At 35.9% G+C, this 19,071-nt stretch carries 12 protein-coding genes and 2 pseudogenes; 13 read left to right on the top strand and 1 reads right to left on the bottom strand.

Features of this window, described 5'->3' with window-relative positions; translation table 11 throughout:
* Positions 1–80 precede the first annotated feature (80 nt).
* The 9 genes and pseudogenes from D2A30_06095 to D2A30_06055 all read left to right on the top strand — a co-directional run bounded on the left by D2A30_06095 (position 81) and on the right by D2A30_06055 (position 11,759).
* Positions 81–464: a hypothetical protein gene (locus D2A30_06095; protein ID ULL21172.1), complete on the top strand. Its 384-nt coding sequence runs from the start codon at positions 81–83 to the stop codon at positions 462–464.
* A 163-nt stretch (positions 465–627) separates the two neighbouring features.
* The gene (locus D2A30_06090) at positions 628–756 is read left to right on the top strand and encodes a DUF4044 domain-containing protein (protein ULL21171.1); all 129 of its coding nucleotides are present in this window, start codon (positions 628–630) and stop codon (positions 754–756) included.
* A gap of 205 nt (positions 757–961) precedes the next feature.
* Positions 962–2,275, top strand: coding sequence for a GTPase ObgE (gene obgE / locus D2A30_06085; GenBank protein ULL21170.1), 1,314 nt, complete (start codon positions 962–964; stop codon positions 2,273–2,275).
* A gap of 283 nt (positions 2,276–2,558) precedes the next feature.
* Positions 2,559–2,726 (top strand): hypothetical protein, encoded by a 168-nt coding sequence (locus D2A30_06080; protein ULL21169.1) that lies wholly within the window; start codon positions 2,559–2,561, stop codon positions 2,724–2,726.
* Between the two features lie 98 nt (positions 2,727–2,824).
* Positions 2,825–6,091: an ATP-dependent nuclease subunit B gene (gene rexB, locus D2A30_06075; protein ID ULL21168.1), complete on the top strand. Its 3,267-nt coding sequence runs from the start codon at positions 2,825–2,827 to the stop codon at positions 6,089–6,091.
* Positions 6,058–9,759 carry a helicase-exonuclease AddAB subunit AddA gene (gene addA / locus D2A30_06070; GenBank protein ULL21167.1) on the top strand — a complete coding sequence of 1,234 codons (3,702 nt, stop codon included), beginning with the start codon at positions 6,058–6,060 and terminating at the stop codon, positions 9,757–9,759. Before rexB ends, addA begins: the two co-directional genes overlap by 34 nt.
* A gap of 29 nt (positions 9,760–9,788) precedes the next feature.
* Complete coding sequence (locus D2A30_06065; protein ULL21166.1) at positions 9,789–9,944, top strand: DNA mismatch repair protein MutT; 156 nt, start codon at positions 9,789–9,791, stop codon at positions 9,942–9,944.
* A gap of 141 nt (positions 9,945–10,085) precedes the next feature.
* Positions 10,086–10,211, top strand: a pseudogene (locus tag D2A30_06060) (replication initiator protein A).
* 1,044 nt (positions 10,212–11,255) lie between these two features.
* Entirely contained in the window at positions 11,256–11,759 is a 504-nt protein-coding gene (locus D2A30_06055; GenBank protein ID ULL21165.1) for a hypothetical protein, read from the top strand.
* A gap of 6 nt (positions 11,760–11,765) precedes the next feature.
* On the opposite strand, the gene D2A30_06050 is transcribed toward D2A30_06055, so the two are convergent.
* Positions 11,766–12,910, bottom strand: a protein-coding gene (locus D2A30_06050; protein ID ULL21164.1) for an IS3 family transposase whose coding sequence is annotated in 2 segments (ribosomal slippage) — positions 11,766–12,649 and positions 12,649–12,910 — 1,146 coding nt in all. Because the reading frame shifts where the segments join, the coding sequence is not laid out codon by codon here.
* A gap of 19 nt (positions 12,911–12,929) precedes the next feature.
* On the opposite strand from D2A30_06050, the gene D2A30_06045 reads away from it, so the two are divergent.
* The 4 genes and pseudogenes from D2A30_06045 (at position 12,930) to D2A30_06030 (ending at position 19,040) form a co-directional block, all read left to right on the top strand.
* Positions 12,930–14,945: a hypothetical protein gene (locus D2A30_06045; GenBank protein ULL21163.1), complete on the top strand. Its 2,016-nt coding sequence runs from the start codon at positions 12,930–12,932 to the stop codon at positions 14,943–14,945.
* Between the two features lie 2 nt (positions 14,946–14,947).
* Positions 14,948–16,027 (top strand): ArsR family transcriptional regulator, encoded by a 1,080-nt coding sequence (locus D2A30_06040; GenBank protein ID ULL21162.1) that lies wholly within the window; start codon positions 14,948–14,950, stop codon positions 16,025–16,027.
* The gene (locus D2A30_06035) at positions 16,017–17,618 is read left to right on the top strand and encodes an ABC transporter ATP-binding protein (GenBank protein ULL21161.1); all 1,602 of its coding nucleotides are present in this window, start codon (positions 16,017–16,019) and stop codon (positions 17,616–17,618) included. Before D2A30_06040 ends, D2A30_06035 begins: the two co-directional genes overlap by 11 nt.
* A gap of 237 nt (positions 17,619–17,855) precedes the next feature.
* Positions 17,856–19,040 (top strand): annotated as a pseudogene (locus D2A30_06030) (hypothetical protein).
* The last annotated feature ends 31 nt before the right edge of the window (positions 19,041–19,071 follow it).

Raw genomic sequence — 19,071 nt, 5'->3', positions numbered from 1 at the left:
AGACAAGAGTTTATCGGTACCTGTTGAAGCATATGCTGTGATTCTAGAAACAAACGATATAGAAAGATAGGTGAAGATTTTTGAAAAAATATATTATGCATATAATTGGAATATTGCTCATATTCTCATTACTATTTCCATTTGTGTATGTAGCTGACAGTGATAATTATTCTATTATTCTTGTGTCAGGTTGGAAGTATTTCAGTCAAAACTTGTTTTCCTTGTCTTCTATTCTAATTTTTTTAGCCCTTATCTTCATAAATTATCAAGGTTACAAGAATAGTCAATTGATTGTTTTTGTCATGACTTCCATGGTTGCCTTGTATTTTTATTGCTCACCCATTCTGTCACTAGGAGAAGAATTTTGGAGTAGTATAACTGAATTTCCAGTTGGATATTTTATTAGTGGATTACTGATGATTGCTGGAATTGGATTGAATTTGAAACGATTGGTATCTGGTTAGATTTCAAATTCTAACTTATTTTGAAGAATACAAGGACTGTCTTTCTGGTCAACGGCTGAGAGGCAGTCTTTTATTATTATCCTATATCAGATAGAGATGAAATTTGAAAGCTCTACTGATTTATGGTAAAATAAATTATCTATGACTGAATAAGGAGAAAGCAATGGCTTTTGGTGAAGAAAAACACAAGAAATCAACATTTGAAATAGTTACTTTAGTAATTGTTGTCGTGATGGTAGTCGCGACATTAGCAGGCTTGATTTTACCAGCAATCAATGCATTGATGAATTAAGAAACTGTATTCATAGTTCAGCTCTTCTATCTAAGGCTAGTTTTTAAGCTACTCAACGTTTGTTTTTTCAAGATACTGTCAGTATTTCTTAAAAAAAACGGCATTGATACCTTAAAAATGGTTTCTTATTTATTAGCACTTTGTTTGTGAATACAGGATATAAAACGCTATTAAGCGTTTTTTTCTAGGAAAGAATAGGTTAATTATGAGTATGTTTTTAGATACTGCTAAGATTAAGGTCAAGGCAGGTAAGGGAGGCGATGGGATGGTTGCCTTCCGTCGTGAAAAGTATGTACCAAATGGCGGTCCTTGGGGCGGTGACGGTGGTCATGGTGGGAATGTTATCTTTGTTGTAGATGAAGGCTTGCGTACCCTAATGGACTTCCGTTACAACCGTCGCTTTAAGGCTGACGATGGCGAAAAGGGGATGACCAAGGGCATGCATGGTCGTGGTGCGGAAGATTTAATTGTTCGTGTACCGCAAGGAACAACTGTGCGTGATGCTGATACAGGAAAAATTATTACAGACTTGGTTGAGAATGGGCAGGAATTCGTTATTGCCCACGGTGGTCGTGGTGGTCGAGGAAATATTCGCTTTGCGACACCTAAGAACCCAGCACCAGAGATTTCTGAAAATGGGGAACCTGGTGAGGAGCGGAACCTTGAATTGGAATTAAAAGTCCTTGCTGATGTTGGTCTAGTTGGTTTTCCATCTGTCGGGAAGTCAACTCTCCTCAGTGTGATTACAGCAGCTAAACCTAAGATAGGTGCCTACCATTTTACAACCATTGTTCCCAACTTAGGAATGGTGCGGACCAAGTCCGGCGAATCATTTGCAGTGGCAGATTTACCTGGTTTGATTGAAGGTGCTAGTCAAGGTGTTGGGTTGGGAACGCAATTCCTGCGTCACATCGAGCGGACACGTGTTATCTTGCATGTTTTGGATATGTCCGCTAGTGAAGGTCGGGATCCTTATGATGACTATGTGGCCATCAACAATGAGTTGGAAACTTATAATCTTCGTTTAATGGAGCGCCCTCAAATTATTGTTGCCAATAAGATGGACATGCCAGAGGCAAAGGAACATCTGGAAGAGTTCAAGAAAAAATTAGCAGCCAACTATGATGAGTTTGAAGAATTGCCACAGATTTTCCCAATTTCTGGTATTGCTCATCAAGGTCTGGAAAATCTACTAGAAGCAACAGCAGAATTGCTTGAAAATACACCAGAGTTCCTGCTTTATGATGAAGATGACTTTCAAGAGGAAGAAGCATATTATGGCTTTCATCCTGATGAACCAGAATTTGAGATCAGTCGTGCAGATGATGCAAGTTGGATTCTATCTGGTGACAAGTTGGAAAAACTCTTTACAATGACCAACTTCGATCGCGATGAGTCAGTCATGAAATTTGCTCGCCAGTTACGTGGCATGGGTGTTGATGAAGCTCTTCGAGCGCGTGGAGCCAAGGATGGGGATATCGTCCGTATTGGCAAATTTGAATTTGAGTTTGTGGACTGATACAGTCTGGGGATAGACTGTATCAGCTGGTCGCCTTGAAATACGAAAGCGACCATATCTGGGGGACAGTTTTAACCCGAGCCTAAAAATTCAAAAGCGAGGAAGCCAGGGATTTTTTCAGTCCAAGCCAGAAAATTCGAAAGCGAGGTAAGCAGTTTGACTGGGAGTTAACTTGCTAGTCAAACTACGCCAAGTCCTAGGGGAACTTGGCTAGCTACCTTACTAATTTTGTTCCGTTCGTGACGGTTGATTAAGAATAAGTAATAATAAATTGGAGGTCTTTATGGGTGATAAGCCGATATCCTTCAAGGATAAAAATGGGAATTTTGTTTCGGCAGCCGATGTTTGGAATGCTGAAAAATTAGAAGAACTTTTTAACAAGCTCAATCCCAATCGCAAGCTACGATTGGAACGCGAGCGTTTAGCTAAAGAGCAAGAAAAGAGTAGTTAGATAGTTTTATCTTTCCGAAAAATGGTCCATTGGACCATTTTTTTGTTAGATTTTGATATACTAGACATAGTATATTCAGGAAAGAATGAGAACGAAAGATGGAATTGGTCTATACAGATATTCGAAATCCTCTGACGCAGTATTTAACGGATACCGCAGCAGAATTTGCTAAGGAAGGTAAGCGAGTTTTTTACATTGCTCCAAACTCTCTATCCTTTGAGATGGAGCGCAAGGTCTTGGAATACCTGCCTGAACAGGCAACTTTTGATATTATCGTGACCCGTTTTGGGCAATTGGCCCGCTATTTGATGATTGATAGGAAAGAAGCAGGTCAACCGCTGGATGATGTTGGTCTGGCTATGATTTTCTTTCGTGTTCTATCGCAATTTGATGATGGCGACTTGAAAGTCTATGGTCGTTTACAGACAGATTTTGGTTTTATTAACCAGCTAGTTGCTTTATACAAAGAATTGCAACGGGCAAATATGTCTATTCTGGACTTGGAAGCCATGGAGTCACTAGATAAACAGGCTGATTTGGTAAAGATTTTTCTGGCTGTAACTGACATTTTGTCCAAAGAAGGCTTTGAGCATCAGTCTAAGTTAACACAGCTGACTAGCTTGGTGGAAACTGGTCAGTTGGATGAGCAGTTGAAGAACATCGTGCTGGTGGTAGACGGATTTTCTCGTTTTTCGGCAGAAGAAGAAGCTTTAGTAAGTGCTTTAAATGAACGGGTGTCGGAAATCCTGATTGGTGTATATGCCAGCAAGAAAGCTGTGCAAGCCGCCTATGCGGAAGGGAACGTTTATCAAGCTAACGTTGACTTTTTACGTCAGTTATCAGCGCAGTTCCAGACTAAGGCTACTTATATTGGTCAAGAGCCAGTCTTGGACAGTATCGGTAAGTTTTCAAAGAATATGGAAGCCAATTATGACTACAGCGGGACCATGCTTGACTTGACTCCATCAGACCAAGAAAAAATCCAACTCTGGGAGGTTGTTAACCAAAAAGAAGAGGTGGAGCAAGTTGCAACTGCAATTCGTCAGCATGTGCATCAAGGTGCTCGCTATAAAGACATCTTGTTGCTTTTGGGTGATGTGGATAGCTACAAGTTGCAGATTGGCAAGATTTTTGACAAGTATGATATTCCTTACTATTTTGGCAAGGCAGAGGAGATGAGTCATCATCCGTTGGTCCATTTTGTGGAGTCCTTGGAACGCTTACGTCGCTATCGTTTCCGTGCGGAAGACCTGCTCAATCTCCTCAAATCTGGTTTGTACGCCAGCATTTCACAAAAGGAGCTGGACCTATTTGAGTCTTACATCCTCTTTGCGGATATGAAGGGGCAGGCTGCTTTTTCGAGGGCTTTTTCGGTCAATGGCAGAGCAGACTATGATGCTGAAATCATCAAGGAGAAAAGGCTTGTCTATGATTTGACTGTCTTGGAACCTCTACGTGCTAAGATTATGGAGCCTTTGAACCAGCTGTTTAAGGCAGGTCCCCAATCAGGTGCCAGTTTGCTTGAAAAATTCATGGCCTTTTTGGAGGCAATTGAGCTTCCTAAAAATATGGAAAAAATGTCTCGAAATTTGAGTGAAGTAGAGCAAGAAAAAGAAGAACAGGTCTGGAAAAGTTTTACCCATATTCTAGAGAATTTTTATCAGATTTTCGGAAAAGAAAAATTAAAAATGGATGATTTTCTGGCTATTTTACAGGCTGGTATGCAGGCCAGTCACTATCGTACCGTTCCTGCAACGGTTGATGTGGTCAATGTTAAATCCTATGATTTGATCGAGCCGCACACTGCAAAGTATGTTTATGCTATCGGGATGGGCCAGTCTAATTTTCCAAAAGTTGCTAAGAATACCAGTCTATTGACAGAAGAAGAGATGGAAAAAGTCAATCTTGTTTCGGCTAGTTCTTCACGTTTTGATTTGGTCAGCCGAGAGAATATCAAGAAGAACCATGCTGCTATGATGTCTCTGCTTAATTCTGCGACGGAACAGTTAGTTATTTCTACTCCTCAGATTTATAACGAAGGTGAAGATAGTCTCTCCCCTTATATTAAAATTCTCCAAAAAATGGGGCTGAAATCCGAAGAACGTGGACGGATTAAAAGACTTAGTCCGCAAGACATCGGTCACTACAAGAGTCTCTTATCCCGTTTGATTGAGTCAGAAAGACCATCTCTTGATAATGAAGAATGGGAAGGGCAGACGGCCTTCTGGACAGTCTTGGTTCGCCATTTGAAGAAGAAATTGGAGTCGCAAGGCATTGAAATTCCGACCATTACTGGTGATATTGCTTCTAAACAACTTTCAGATGAAACCTTGGCTGCTTTATATCCAGAGGATAAGCCGCTCAATCTTTCAGCATCCAGCTTGACCAATTTCTACAATAACCAATATCTTTACTTTGTCCGTAATGTTCTTCGCCTGCGGGAACAGGAATCCATCCATCCGACTGCCTTTCAGCATGGTTTGTTCTTGCATCGGATTTTTGAACGAGTGGTCATGGACCAATCTGAGCTAGATTTTGATCAAAAAGTGGACAAGGCCATCCTGCGTACACGTGACGAGGCAGAATTTGCTATGTTTTATAACCAGGATGCGGCTTCTCGTTATACGGAGGAGGTGCTGGATAAGATTGCTCGCTCCAGTGCGACCATTTTGCGGAATAATGATTTGGTTGAAATTGACGGTCAGGAAAAGAGTTTCCGTCAGGATAAGGCGCTAGTTTTTGACCTTCAAAATGGTAAGAGTGTGCATGTAAATGGTACCATTGACCGCTTGGATACCTTGCAAATCAATCAGGCTGTTGGCGTTGTGGATTACAAGTCCAGCGACCAATCTTTTTCAGTTGGGGATTTTTACAATGGTCTTAAACCTCAGTTGGTGACCTATCTGGCAGCCTTACAAGAGCTGGATGAAACCAAGGATAAACCTGTTTTTGGAGCCATGTATTTGCATTTGCAGGATCCGATTATCAAATTAAAGGATACGAAGAATTTAGAACAGCTAGAAGTAGCTGCCAATACGAGCTTGGTTTACAAGGGGCTTTTCTTGAAGGAGGAAAGTCTGGGTCTCAATCATTTTTATCAGACTCGTAACCAACTCTATACGGAAGATGAGTTTGTGGTTTTATTGAACCACAACCAACAACTCTACAAACAAGCTGCCATGGACATCCTGGATGGTCGCTTTGCTATTAATCCTTATACCAAAGATGGGCGTTCGGTGGCAGGTGAGCAGCTGAAGGCAATCACTGGTTTTGAGGCGGATCGGCACATGGGAATGGCGCGGCGGATGGTCAAAGAGGCCAAGCGTCAAGATTGGATGGAACGAATGAAAGGAGGTCAGGACTAATGGCTTTTGAAGAATTTTTAAGTGCTGAAGAAATCAAGGCTATGCAGTTGGCGGAAGCCAATTCTGATAAGCAACAAAAACGCACACCTGAGCAGATTGAAGCCATCTACACGCACGGTCAGAATGTTCTGGTCTCTGCATCAGCTGGGTCAGGAAAGACCTTCGTCATGGTTCAAAGGATTTTGGATAAGTTGAAGCGTGGCGTCGGGATTGACCAGCTCTTTATCTCGACCTTTACAGTCAAAGCGGCTGGTGAATTGAAGGAGCGGATCGAAAAAAATCTCAATGAAACCATTGCGAAGACGACGGATATGGAATTGCGACGGCATTTGTCTGCCCAGTTGGCGGATTTGACCAAGGCGGATATTGGGACCATGGACTCCTTTACGCAGAAATTGGTGACAACCTATGGTTATAGCCTTGGTATTTCTCCACAGTTTCGGATTTTACAGGATGAGACAGAAAAAGCGAGTCTGAAAAAAGAGGTTTTCGATCAGCTCTTTGCAGATTATCTTGAACAGGATGAAAATGGTGCATTCCGCAAACTGGTTCGCAATTTTTCGGGCAACCGTAAGGATAACAGTGGTTTTCGTCAGGTTGTTTATCAGGTGCATGATTTTAGCCAATCGACGAGCAGTCCAACTAAATGGCTGAAAGAGCAAGCTGTTCAAGCTGATTTGTACAGTCAAGAGCGTATTGAGCAGGTGTTAGAGCAGGGCTTTAAGGAAAAAGTTTTAGAGAAGCTCTATCAAGCTGCAGATTTCTTCCGCTACCATGTGGAATGGGGCAGAAATGACTTTGGTTCTGCTAAGTATTTTTCAAGCGTTGAAGATGTAATCGAATTGTTAACCGGTATAGACCAACTGGAATCCAAGCAGTTGATGGAGCGGGTTGAAAGAATCCTTCTCATCAATGATCAGTCCAGAGGCAAGGGCCTGACCAATGCCAATCGACCAAAAGATGAGCATTTGATAGCCTTTAAAGAAGAATACAATGCTGGCAAGAGTCAGATTATCTCAGGACTACGAGATTTGGGTCAGGAAGTTTATGAATTGACCCTGCTGAAAGATTATCAGGATCAAGCTGTGCCCTTGCTGATATTATTACGTGACTTTGTCTTGGATTTTTCGCAGGCTTATCTGAATGTAAAAATCAAGGAAGCAGCCTTTGAATTTGGCGATATTGGGCATTTCGCTATTCGTATTTTAGAAGAAAATGCGGACATCCGCCAGTTTTTCCAAAAAAAATACCACGAAGTCATGGTAGACGAGTACCAGGATAACAACCATAGCCAAGAGCGAATGCTGGACCTGCTGTCTAACGGTCACAACCGCTTTATGGTAGGCGACATTAAGCAATCCATCTATCGATTCCGTCAGGCGGATCCAATGATTTTCCAAGAGAAATTTGAACTGTATCAGGCAAATCCTCAGGCTGGGAAATTGATTTTGCTCAAGGAAAACTTCCGTAGTCAGATTGAGGTCTTGGAGGCAACAAATGCTATTTTCACGCGCCTGATGGACCGCCAAGTAGGGGAAATCAAGTATGATGACACCCACAGTCTAGTAGCAGGTAGTCCAGGTCAAAAAATTGCCCAGCCCAAGCATGAGATGGAATACTTCATTTACGACCAGCAGGAAAACGCAAATTCTTCAATGGATGCTGAGGAGGAAGCGCCTCTGACTGCTGGTGAAATTGAGGTCGTTGCAAAAGAGATTATTCGTCTTCACAATGAAGAAGGAGCAGACTTCAAGGACATCACTCTATTGGTGCAAAAACGGACGCACAATGACCTCATTATGTCCATTTTTGAAAAACATGGGATTCCTATTGTGGCAGATGGCGGAGCAGCCTCCTATCTGCAATCTTTAGAAGTCATGATCATGCTGGATACCTTGCGAGTTATCAATAACCCACTCAATGACTATGCCCTCGTTGCCTTACTTAAATCGCCCATGTTCCGATTTGATGAGGATGAGCTGACACGTATTTCCTTGCAGGATGGGACAGGTTTCTTTTACCAAAAAATTGAAGTAGCCCAACAAGAAAGTGGGCAACATCCTGAACTTATATCAGGAGAGTTGAAGAAGAAAATCACGGATTTTTTGTCTATTTTGGAAAACTGGCGTGCCTATGCCAAACTGCATTCTATTTATGACTTGATCTGGAAGATTTTCAATGAAAAATTCTACTATGACTATGTCGGTGCTCTCCCAAATGGCAGCAAGCGTCAGACCAATCTATATGCACTAGGTCTGCGTGCCAACCAGTTTGAAAAAACAGGCTACAAGGGCTTGTCTCGCTTCATCGCCATGATTGACCGTGCCTTAGCAAATGACAAGGACTTGGCAGATGTACAAGAGTTTCTACCGCAAAATGCTGTACAGCTTATGACGATTCACAAGTCAAAAGGTTTGGAGTTTAAATATGTCTTCCTCATGAACATCGATAAGCGATTCAACTTGGAAGACCATTATCAGTCAGTCATCATCAGCCGGAAAAATGGTCTAGGCATTCAATATTTAGCGGATATGAAAGATAAGGTAAATAGCCCATTACCCCAGGTTCGAGTCTTAATGAACACCCTTCCTTATCAAAATAATCTCCAAGAGCTAAAAATTGCCAATCTTTCAGAACAAATGCGGTTGCTTTATGTTGCACTAACGCGTGCCGAGAAGAAGCTGTATCTGGTTGGAAAGGGCAATGCTGACAAGTTAGCTGAAAAATACGATGGCAAAAAGGAAGATGGCGTACTTGCCCAATCAACTCGTGAAAGTATGGCGACCTTCCAAGACTGGATTCTAGCCATTGATGAGGCCTTCTCAGGAGAAGACTTGCACTTCAAGAAAGTCTTTGTAACGGATGAGGATTTGACGGAGGAGAAGATTGGTAAACTGAAATTGAAGAATAAGCTAGAAGATGCCAGCCTTAAAGATATTCGTCAATCAGAAGACATCGCCCAGGCCTTGGACCAGTTGTCTTCTGTCCAAGAGTTGAACGAACGCTATAAGGCTGCTATAGAATTACCAAGTTTACGGACTCCAAGTCAAATCAAGAAACTCTATGAGCCTGTCTTGGAACAAGAAGGCATGGAAGTCATGGAAAAATACCAGCCAAAACGGACCTTCAACTTACCAGATTTCTCCAAGAAACCAAAAATCACTGGAGCCCAAGTCGGTTCGGCAGTCCATGAACTCATGCAACGCTTGGATCTGTCTTGGTTGGTGACAGAAGATACGGTAAGAGAAGCTCTAGAAACTGTTCATGCTGAGCAAGCGATTAAAGATAAAATCAATCTTCAAATGATTTTGGATTTCTTTGATACAGACTTAGGAAGAGAAATTCTAGCAAATACGGACAAACTTCACCGAGAAGCTCCATTTGCAAGTTTGCAGACAGATTCTTTGTCACAGGAACAATTTGTCCTTCGTGGGATTATCGATGGCTACCTGCTATATGATGATCATATTGTACTCTTTGATTACAAGACAGACAAATATGACCAACCAAGCCAACTCAGCCAACGTTACCAAGCTCAAATGCAACTCTATGCCGAGGCATTGAAAAAAGCCTACAAGATAAATCGTGTAGACTGCCATTTGATTTTGCTTGGTGGGGAGAAGATTGAAGTGGTAGAGGTCAATTTGAAGGGTAAGTCTTCATTATGATAGGTACTGGATAGAGAATAGGAGATCATATGTCACGTAAACAATTGGTTACACTTACGAATATGTGTATGATAGAGGATCAGGATGAAAATGTAGTAGTTCAGATTCGAGATCCTAAACGGTATAGTTGGTCTGGCGCAGCATTTCCAGGTGGGGATGGTGTCATAATAATGACAGGTGCTTAAAACGCTGTTAAATCAAGGATTTGAGTGTTCTACAATCTGTCTGTCATTAAGGAGGAATCAAGAATAGTGCATTTGCGAGAACATTTAAAAAATGTTCTCTTTTTTATTTTAAGATGGAAATTTTATGAAAGAGGAAAAGATATGAAACGTATAAATACAAATCACTATCAAACATCAGAGAGGTATTATAAGACACCAAAACTCCTATTTGAGAGTATCAGATACAAGGACATGAAATTGGAAGTGAAGATGGCTCATCTCTTACTTTTTCTTCTGTCTTATCCTTGATATGGTTACGAGTTTGATAACTATTAAGAGTTATGGTGAAGGCATGTCACCTATTGATATGAGTAAGGTGTTTACCCCACCAACTCAAGCACTAGAAAAGGGTTTATCAGTTTAGGAGGTACTAATGTTAGAAATTTATTTAGGAAATAATAAACGACTTAATAAAGCCTTATTGGAGAGCCTAGAAAAGTACGGTGTCTTCTACCTGCATTGTGCAAGTCAACGATTTGTTGTTTGAAGTCATCTGTGAAGTAACGGCGAATTTTTCTAGACATATCTGTTCTCCTCTTTTCTTTAGTGTAGAACACTTTATAAATTCAGTCTAGTTTAGTGTAACCTTTTCACAATCCTAAATGTAATTTCTTACAAATAGTTAGATATACACTAAAACTTAGGAGTGCTATTTTATCATTGAATTAGATAATTATGTCAGAACATCATAGATGATTGAAGGAAAAATGGTTGATTTAGATACCAAATTAAATAAATTGAATAATATACTAACCTTATAATTTGATAGAGTATATCTATTTTAACTCAAATTAATTATTGAAATTAATATATTTTAAAAAAATATAAAACAATGTTTGACATTGATAGAACATAGTGATAGAATATAATCAAACTTAGTAAGGGGGAATGGATATGAAGCTCTTAGAATTGCAGAAAAAATCTGCTGAAGCTAAACCAAATTCATGGGCTAGTTTAATTAGTTCTTCATGTAGTGTGAAGGCGTAATTTATCTAGTTTCCATCAGACATATAGCATTTTATTTTGCAGAAAATGTTATTAAACTTAGACAGACTAGTTAAACTATACTAGTTTGTCTTTTTTGATAAGAGATTTAGTTTTGAATTCTAATATTGTATATTAGTTCGAATCTAAATTCGTATTAATTTTTATAATGCGTAGATTAAATACACTCTTATGAATTATATATAAGATGTTAAGGTAAATATATAGTATACTCTACATAATTTATAATTATTTGAGTTTTTTATAATGGGTGAATTGGAGACTATTATGTACCAGTTTAGTAACAAATATAATAAATTTATTAGTAAAAATTTAATAGAAAATGAATACTTTTTAAATATTAGATTTCCGAATATTCCTCAAAGTGGATGGAAAATACATGTTTCTTGTACACTATCTAATTATGATAAATTACTTAATATAGTTAGTGAGTATTGCATTGAAAATAGAATTAGTTTTAAAGTTATAAAAGATATTGATTTTTACTTTAAAAATGGTCATAAAAAAGGGGATACTTCCAGTTATGGTAAATTTATCACACTTTATCCTCCCAATGATGATATTTTTATTAAAAGTATAAAGGAACTGTATGAATTACTTAAGCAGTTTGAAGGACCATATATTCTATCAGATAAAAGGTACAATGATTGTAAGTGTTTATATTACAGATATGGTAATAATTTGTTAGATAATATATACGACAGTAAGGGGATAGTTAAACGTTTTATTAGATATGACCTAGTCAAGCATTTTTGTAACACTAGTGTATAAAATTTCTTACGCTGCACGACATCTTGCAGCATAAGGTGTAAGTCCACCGTTTGCACGATGTGGTCTTACGTGATTATATTTCCCATAAACGAATTCATAGAGCTTTTGGTCAAGAATGTCATTTGAATCAAACTTGTAGAGATAATAGAATTCGTGTTTGAGCGTATTGTAGAATCTTTCCATAACGGCATTGTCATATGGACAGCCTGCTTTGCTCATACTTTGTTGGACATAGTTTTTATCACAAAATTTATTGAATTCTTTTGCGGTAAATTGACGCCCTTGATCAGAATGCAGGATAATTCCTTTTGCTGGTTTTCGACGTTCTAGTGCGATTTTCAAGGTTTCCTTTGCCAATTCAGTATCGATATGACTGCTGTTTAATGATGCAACCACTTCACGACCGCAAAGGTCTATAATCGTGCAATTGTAACGCATTGTTCCATCTGGACGAGTTAAATATGTAAAATCAGTACACCATATTTTATTTGGTTTTTTTACATCAAATTCCCTATTCAGAAGGTTTGGAAAGATTTTATTGGCAGTTCCTTTTACATAGTTTGGTTTCTTTCGACGTGTGATGGAACGTAAGCCCAATTCATTCATAAAATGATGTATTGTCAGATCTGAACGAATGCTTCCGATACCCTTAAGATAATCGTTCATCATTCGGTATCCAGGAACTCCATTTTCGCGGTGGTAGATTTCAACAATTTTACGTTGAATCTCTGCCTTTTCCTGACGATAAGCATGTTTTTTGTTTTTAAGATAATTATAGTAAGCATTTGGACAGATGTTCATTCTTCTAAGAAGCCATCTGACCCCAAATGTCTGTTGATATTTCTGGATGAACTGGTACTGAGCTAATCGATTTCCTTCGCAAAGAATGCTGCCGCTTTTTTTAAAAAATCATTTTCCTTTTTGAGTTCTTCAATTTCTTTGCGTAGCTTTTTTGCAACTTCGTATGAATCAGATTCTTCCCGTTTTGTTAGGCTGTTATCGCATTCTTTGCGGTATTGCTGTAACCAGTATGTCAGCGTGCCTTGTCCAAGATTATATTCTTCAGTCAGGCTTTTCTTGGTTCGTCCCTCTTCCAGATAGAGGCGAAGAACCTTTTGTTTGAGCTCAGGCTCGTAACGATTATTTGTCATTGTAACATCTCCTTGGATTATGTATGTATTTTACCAAACTATACACAGGTGTTACAACTTAATTATATCAGGTCAATATAAGGGTCATGAATATTTAGATTTACCAACTGGTTACTATAATGTTCCTGATTTTATAGTAGACCCATTAGATTCTACAACCTCTCCAGATACTAGTAGTTATTTGCTTCTAAAATATAATATAAAAGAGGGAATTTCATTTTCTCCTATAGGCGGTGTCTATAAAGCTAATGAAAAAAATAAACAATTCGATTGTATTGTTAAAGAGTTTTATCCGTACACAGGAATTCTAGATGAAGAAAATGATTCATTTACAATATATAGAAATGAAGTAGGAAATCTTAAGAGACTCCAAAAATTTAAATTTGTTCCTAGGATTATTGAAAACTTTCAAGATTGGGATAATTATTATCTAGTTGAAGAATTTATTGATGGTGATAGTTTAGAAAGCTATGCTGCACAATATAATACAATTGTTTTAGGTTTTGATTTTATACAAGTTAAAAAATATATAATTAAAATACTGAATTTATTTTTAAAAATTGTTGAAAATGTAATTGAACTTTATAAAGATGGTTATATTTTTACAGATCTTGCTCCCGATAATATTATTATTAATCAAGCAGGTGTTTACTTTATCGATTTAGAAAGCGTACATGAGATCAATGATGATAAAGAAGTTTTTAGTTATACATTGAATTTCTATGATAAGAATAAAACTGATGATGAAAATATCAAATTGTCGATTTCTAATTTATTACTTTTTTGTTTCAATAAAAAGTCTACTTTGTTCGATATTTTCAATGCTGACCAAATACTTGATCCAATAATTAGGAGATACCCTGATATAATAGAAATATTGCATTTAATAAATAATATTAATAATCCTAAGTCAAATGTAATGGAAATTAAAAATTTTATCCATGAAACATTGAATAAAATTCACTTGCTTCCAGATAAGAAAAAGTTAGATATAAAAAGAGAGGATAAAATTTCACTTTCAGACTCTAAATATTCCATTTCACCCAATAATTTAAGTTTTGATGGGTATATTAATAATCGAATTATAAATAAAAATTCTATTGCATTTGGAACTCTAGGGCAATTTTTAGCTGCTAATTATATTTTTGATAAAAAATTTGAAGAAAACTATTTTAAAGAATATATATCTGACTATAGAACTAATTCATTTTTTTATGGACACTCAGGTTTATTGTATATTTTAAATTTGAATAGAATCAAGTGTAATGAAGTATTATTAAAAATACTAAAGAATATTGATTTTTCAGATAAAAGTCTCCAGACGGGAATATCAGGAATAGGTATTTCACTATTACATAGTTATTCAATACGAAAAGATGATAGAGTTAAAAAAGTTATTAAGGATATAAAAGTAAATTTAAATAATGCTAGTATTAAAGATTTTGATAATACTTTGGAAAATGGAAAATTAGGTATAGCATTGTTTTACATTTATCATTATCATATTTTTGAAAGTAATAGTTCCTTAAGTAAAGCTATAGAATATTTAGATGATGTTTTATTAGAATTTCAAGATAGTAAGTATAAAAAATCCTTAGCTAAAAATATAAATAGTGAGTTTTATGAATATTATATAGCAAATGGAATATGTGGTTTAATATTGGTTCTTATTGAGTTTATGCAGAAGACAAACGATAGTAGATATTTTAGTAAAATGGAATATTTTGCTAAACTCTGTAAAGGTATATATAGCACCTCTCCGTGTTTTTTAAGGGGTAGTGCAGGTTTTCTATACACTTTCTATAAAATTTATAAAAATTTCAAATTAAATAAAGAGTTTAGGATTGAAGTTGTTGAACAAATTGAACAATTTTATCTAGATATTATAAATATGATTTTAGATGGTAAAATTTATGATGTTAATTTTGATAACCACGAAAAAAATTTTTTTGGAGGAAAAGAAGGGATATTAACTATTTTAGATTTAGTTAATAAGGATAGTGGCAATCTAAAAATATTCCCTTTTATATTATAAAAATGCAATTAAATCTACAAAGTAGGATTAATTATTTAAATGAAGCTCTAATTTTAGCAACATATATTTGTAACACAGATCCCTCAAATGATTCTGTATTGCCAATAGACTATAAAAAAATTACTTTCTCTAAATTAGAGATTGATAGAAAATATCAATGGTTAGTTTCATTTTTAAGTGTCGTTAGAGCTGAAGCAAGAGTATTATTGGACAGTCATTCAGAATTGAAAATACTATTTCAAAGGTATGATAATGAATGTGTACCTGAGATTTTAAATTTTTTAACATATTCAAATCTTAAACAAAGTATTGAATATTACTCACAAAATGAACTTTTGGAAAAAATTAAAAAAAGTTTCATAATTAATATGGAGTCATTAGGTTTTACGAATACAACGAGTTTTAGTTTTGATGAACTTGATAGGATGACTATTTTTAATGAGCAACAACGTTACATGATTTACAAACTTCTTAATAATATTAATGACACTTATGATATTTTTTATAAATTTTTATCTTCAATGGAAAGTATTTTTAAAAGCCGTGATAAAATTTTGATAGAGGAACTCGGTATCTTTTACAATAGTATTAAAGGAGTTGATATTTTATCACTAGATTCTACAGATGCTCTAAATAATATAATTGAAAATCATAAATTAGATAATTTAGAATATACTTTTTTTATTCAATTTCCTCAACCTATAGGTTTTAGTTTATCCATTGAAGATCAACTAACTGGCTTTCTATTTATTGGCTTTCTTCCTTTTTTGTTAAGAGAAAATTCTATTTCTGTTGAAGAAAATAAGAATGAGATGGCTAGTAAGTTTTTGGCACTTTCTGACCCCACTCGGTTTAATATCATAATATTATTATCTAAGGGTTCGATGTATGGACGAGAAATCGCAGAAAAATTAACGATTTCTACAGGAACAATTAGTCATCATTTATCACTTTTAGTGAAAGAAGGAATTTTAGAATCTGAAGCTAAAGGAAAAAGGATTTACTACAAGATTAATCAAATAGAGTTTGATAGAATGAGTCAGTTTATCAATCATATTGGAGGGAGAGGAAATGAGAAATAAATTATTTATTGAAATAATAAAATCTAATATCAAACATACTTTCTTAGCTATTACGACTCAGGTGTTATTTGCTTTATCGGTAACATTAGTATCTTATTCATTATCAATTATGTTTGACGCATATAGTAAGGATAAAACAGATTTTTATCAATCAATTATTTTTGTAGTTATCATAGTCATGATAACTACAATGTTATCATTTATTTCTGAATACTTTAAAGCAAAGTATATAAGAAAAACTAATGAATCTTTAAAAGAAAAAATTACAGAAAATACTATTGAAAAATCTTATAGTTTAATTGTTACAAAAGATATTGGTAAATCAATTTCTTGGTTTATTAATGATGCAGATCAAATTGAATCACAAGCCTTTACTAATTTTTTAGATTTTATATTTGGTATTACAATTGTTCTAAGTGCATTTTTCTATATTTTAAAATTACATTGGATACTCGCTCTTACCTCAATTCTATTGCTTGTTGTTTCATTAATTATTCCTAGGATAACTCAGAAGTATATTAAGTTAGCACAAGAAAAATATACTATAGAAAATGAAAAATATACTGAATCGGTGAGAGATAACATTGAAGGTTTGGGTGTTTATTTTACCGGAAATGCTTTATCAATGTTTCATAGTAAAATGTATGATTCTATTGTATTAAGAGAAAAACAATATTTCAATTTTTCAATTACTAAGGCGAAAATCGGTGGAGTGATGTTGTTTGTTTCTCTGCTGTCACAGATTGGCTTAGTTGTTATTTCATTATATATTTCCAGTCTTGGGCTTACCGCTACAGGTAGTGTTTTGAGTATTGCAAGTCTGGCTGGGAACTTATTTAATGGAGTTCAAAGCTTGACAGGTACATTAGCAACTTTTAAAGGAGTAGAAGTACTATTAGATAAGTTTCAAAGTTCAAAAGTAGATAAGCAACAATTAATAAATAACCTTACAGTAATATCGATTGATTCAGTTGATTTAGAATATAGTGAAAATACTATATTTAAAAATTTTTCTTTTGAGTTTAATAAAGGTAAAAAATATGCTATTGTCGGGGCTTCAGGAAGTGGTAAATCAACATTACTAAAATTAATTTTGGGACTTGTAAGTCCTGAATCAGGACAGGTAAAAATTAATGAATATGATATTCGTGAAGTAAATTTAGAACAATTTTATCAAAACATTTCTTATATTGATCAATCTATTTATTTAATCAATGGAACTATTCGAGATAATATAACTTTAGGTCAGTTTATTTCAGAAGAAAAAATGGATGATATATTAAATAAGGTACAATTAAAATCATTTATAGAAAAGCAACCTTTGGGCTTAGATACGCTCCTTGAATCAAATGGTCGTAGTATTTCAGGAGGAGAAAAGCAGAGAATTGCTCTTGCTAGAGCATTAGTTAAAAACGTTGATTTTGTCTTAATTGACGAATCTACTTCACAGCTTGATAAAGAAATTAGAGATTCTATTGAAGAAACAATATTATCTTTTGATAATTTAGGTCTTATTTATGTAAGTCATAATACAGATACTGAAATGCTTAATAAATTTGATGAAATAATTGATAGCCAGTCATTTAGATAGATATAGCTTAAAATGTAAAAAAATTTTAAAGTAAGGAAGTTCTCTTTCTCTTTTAATTTCTAATGAAATACTTTGGAATCATTAAAATTTATCAAATAATCAATTAAGCTATAGTAAAAATTAATGAAAAAAGCCTCCAATTACGGAGGCTTTTTTCATTAATTACTTATGATTATTTGATAAAATTATCAAATCTTTATCATTTCAGTACTGATTATTTGTTAGATCTGACAAATTGACGTTTACAATGAATTGAAAGACCTCTTGGTGGATAGAGGGATTCCCAAAGAAGCAATTGCCTTTGTCCATGACGCTAATACCGATGAGAAGAAAAATTCTCTCTCACGCAAGGTCAATAGTGGGGAAGTCAGGATTCTCATAGCTTCAACGGAAAAAGGTGGAACAGGTCTAAACGTCCAGTCACGTATGAAAGCAGTCCACCATTTAGACGTTCCCTGGAGACCAAGTGATATTGTCCAACGCAATGGTAGGTTAATTCGTCAAGGCAATATGCACCAAGAGGTAGATATTTACCATTACATTACGAAAAGGAGCTTCGATAACTACCTCTGGCAAACAAAGGAGAATAAACTCAAATACATCACGCAAATCATGACCTCTAAAGACCAAGTACAGTCGGCAGAAGACATTGATGAACAAACCATGACTGCTTCAGACTTTAAGGCTTTAGCGACAGGTAATCATTATCTCAAACTAAAAATGGAACTAGAGAATGAGTTGACGGTATTGGACAATCAAAAGCGTGCCTTTAATCGCTCCAAAGATGAGTATCGCCATACCATTTCTTACTGTGAGCAGAACCTCCCTGTATTAGAGAAACACCTCAGTCAATATGACCGTGATATTGCCCAATCCTTAGCAACTAAGTCACAAGATTTTATCATGCAGTTTGACAATCAGATGATGGATAACCGTGCAGAGGCTGGAGACTATCTGCGTAAACTCATTACCTACAACCGTTCGGAAACCAAAGAAGTCAGAACGCTGGCTCATTTTAGAGGATTTGAGCTAAAAATGGCAACCAGAAGTCCTAGTGAACCCTTGCCAGATATGGTGTCTTTAACCATTTCAGGCAGCAACCAGTATTCTGTCTCTTTAGACTTGAAATCAGATGTGGGAACCATCCAACGCATTACTAATGCCATTGACCATATCCTAGAGGACCAAGAAAAAACAGAAGAAATGGCTAACAATTTGAAAGATAAGCTATCAGTCGCAAGGGTTGAGGTGGAAAAGGTCTTTCCTAAAGAAGAGGATTATCAGCTGGTTAAAGCCAAATATGACATCATTGCCCCCTTGGTTGAACAAGAAGCAGAGGTTGAGGAAATTGATGCAGCACTAGCTAAGTTCAATGAAACGATCCAACCGCAACACGACCAACAACTTTCTCTAGAATTTTAAAAAAAGGCTGACAAAAAAATAATGAACGCGG

Origin of the sequence: Streptococcus suis (genome assembly GCA_022354845.1) — a bacterium.
GTDB lineage: Bacteria > Bacillota > Bacilli > Lactobacillales > Streptococcaceae > Streptococcus > Streptococcus suis_AA.
The sequence above is the reverse complement of the archived record's forward strand: the minus strand, read 5'-3'. Positions and strand labels throughout refer to the sequence as shown.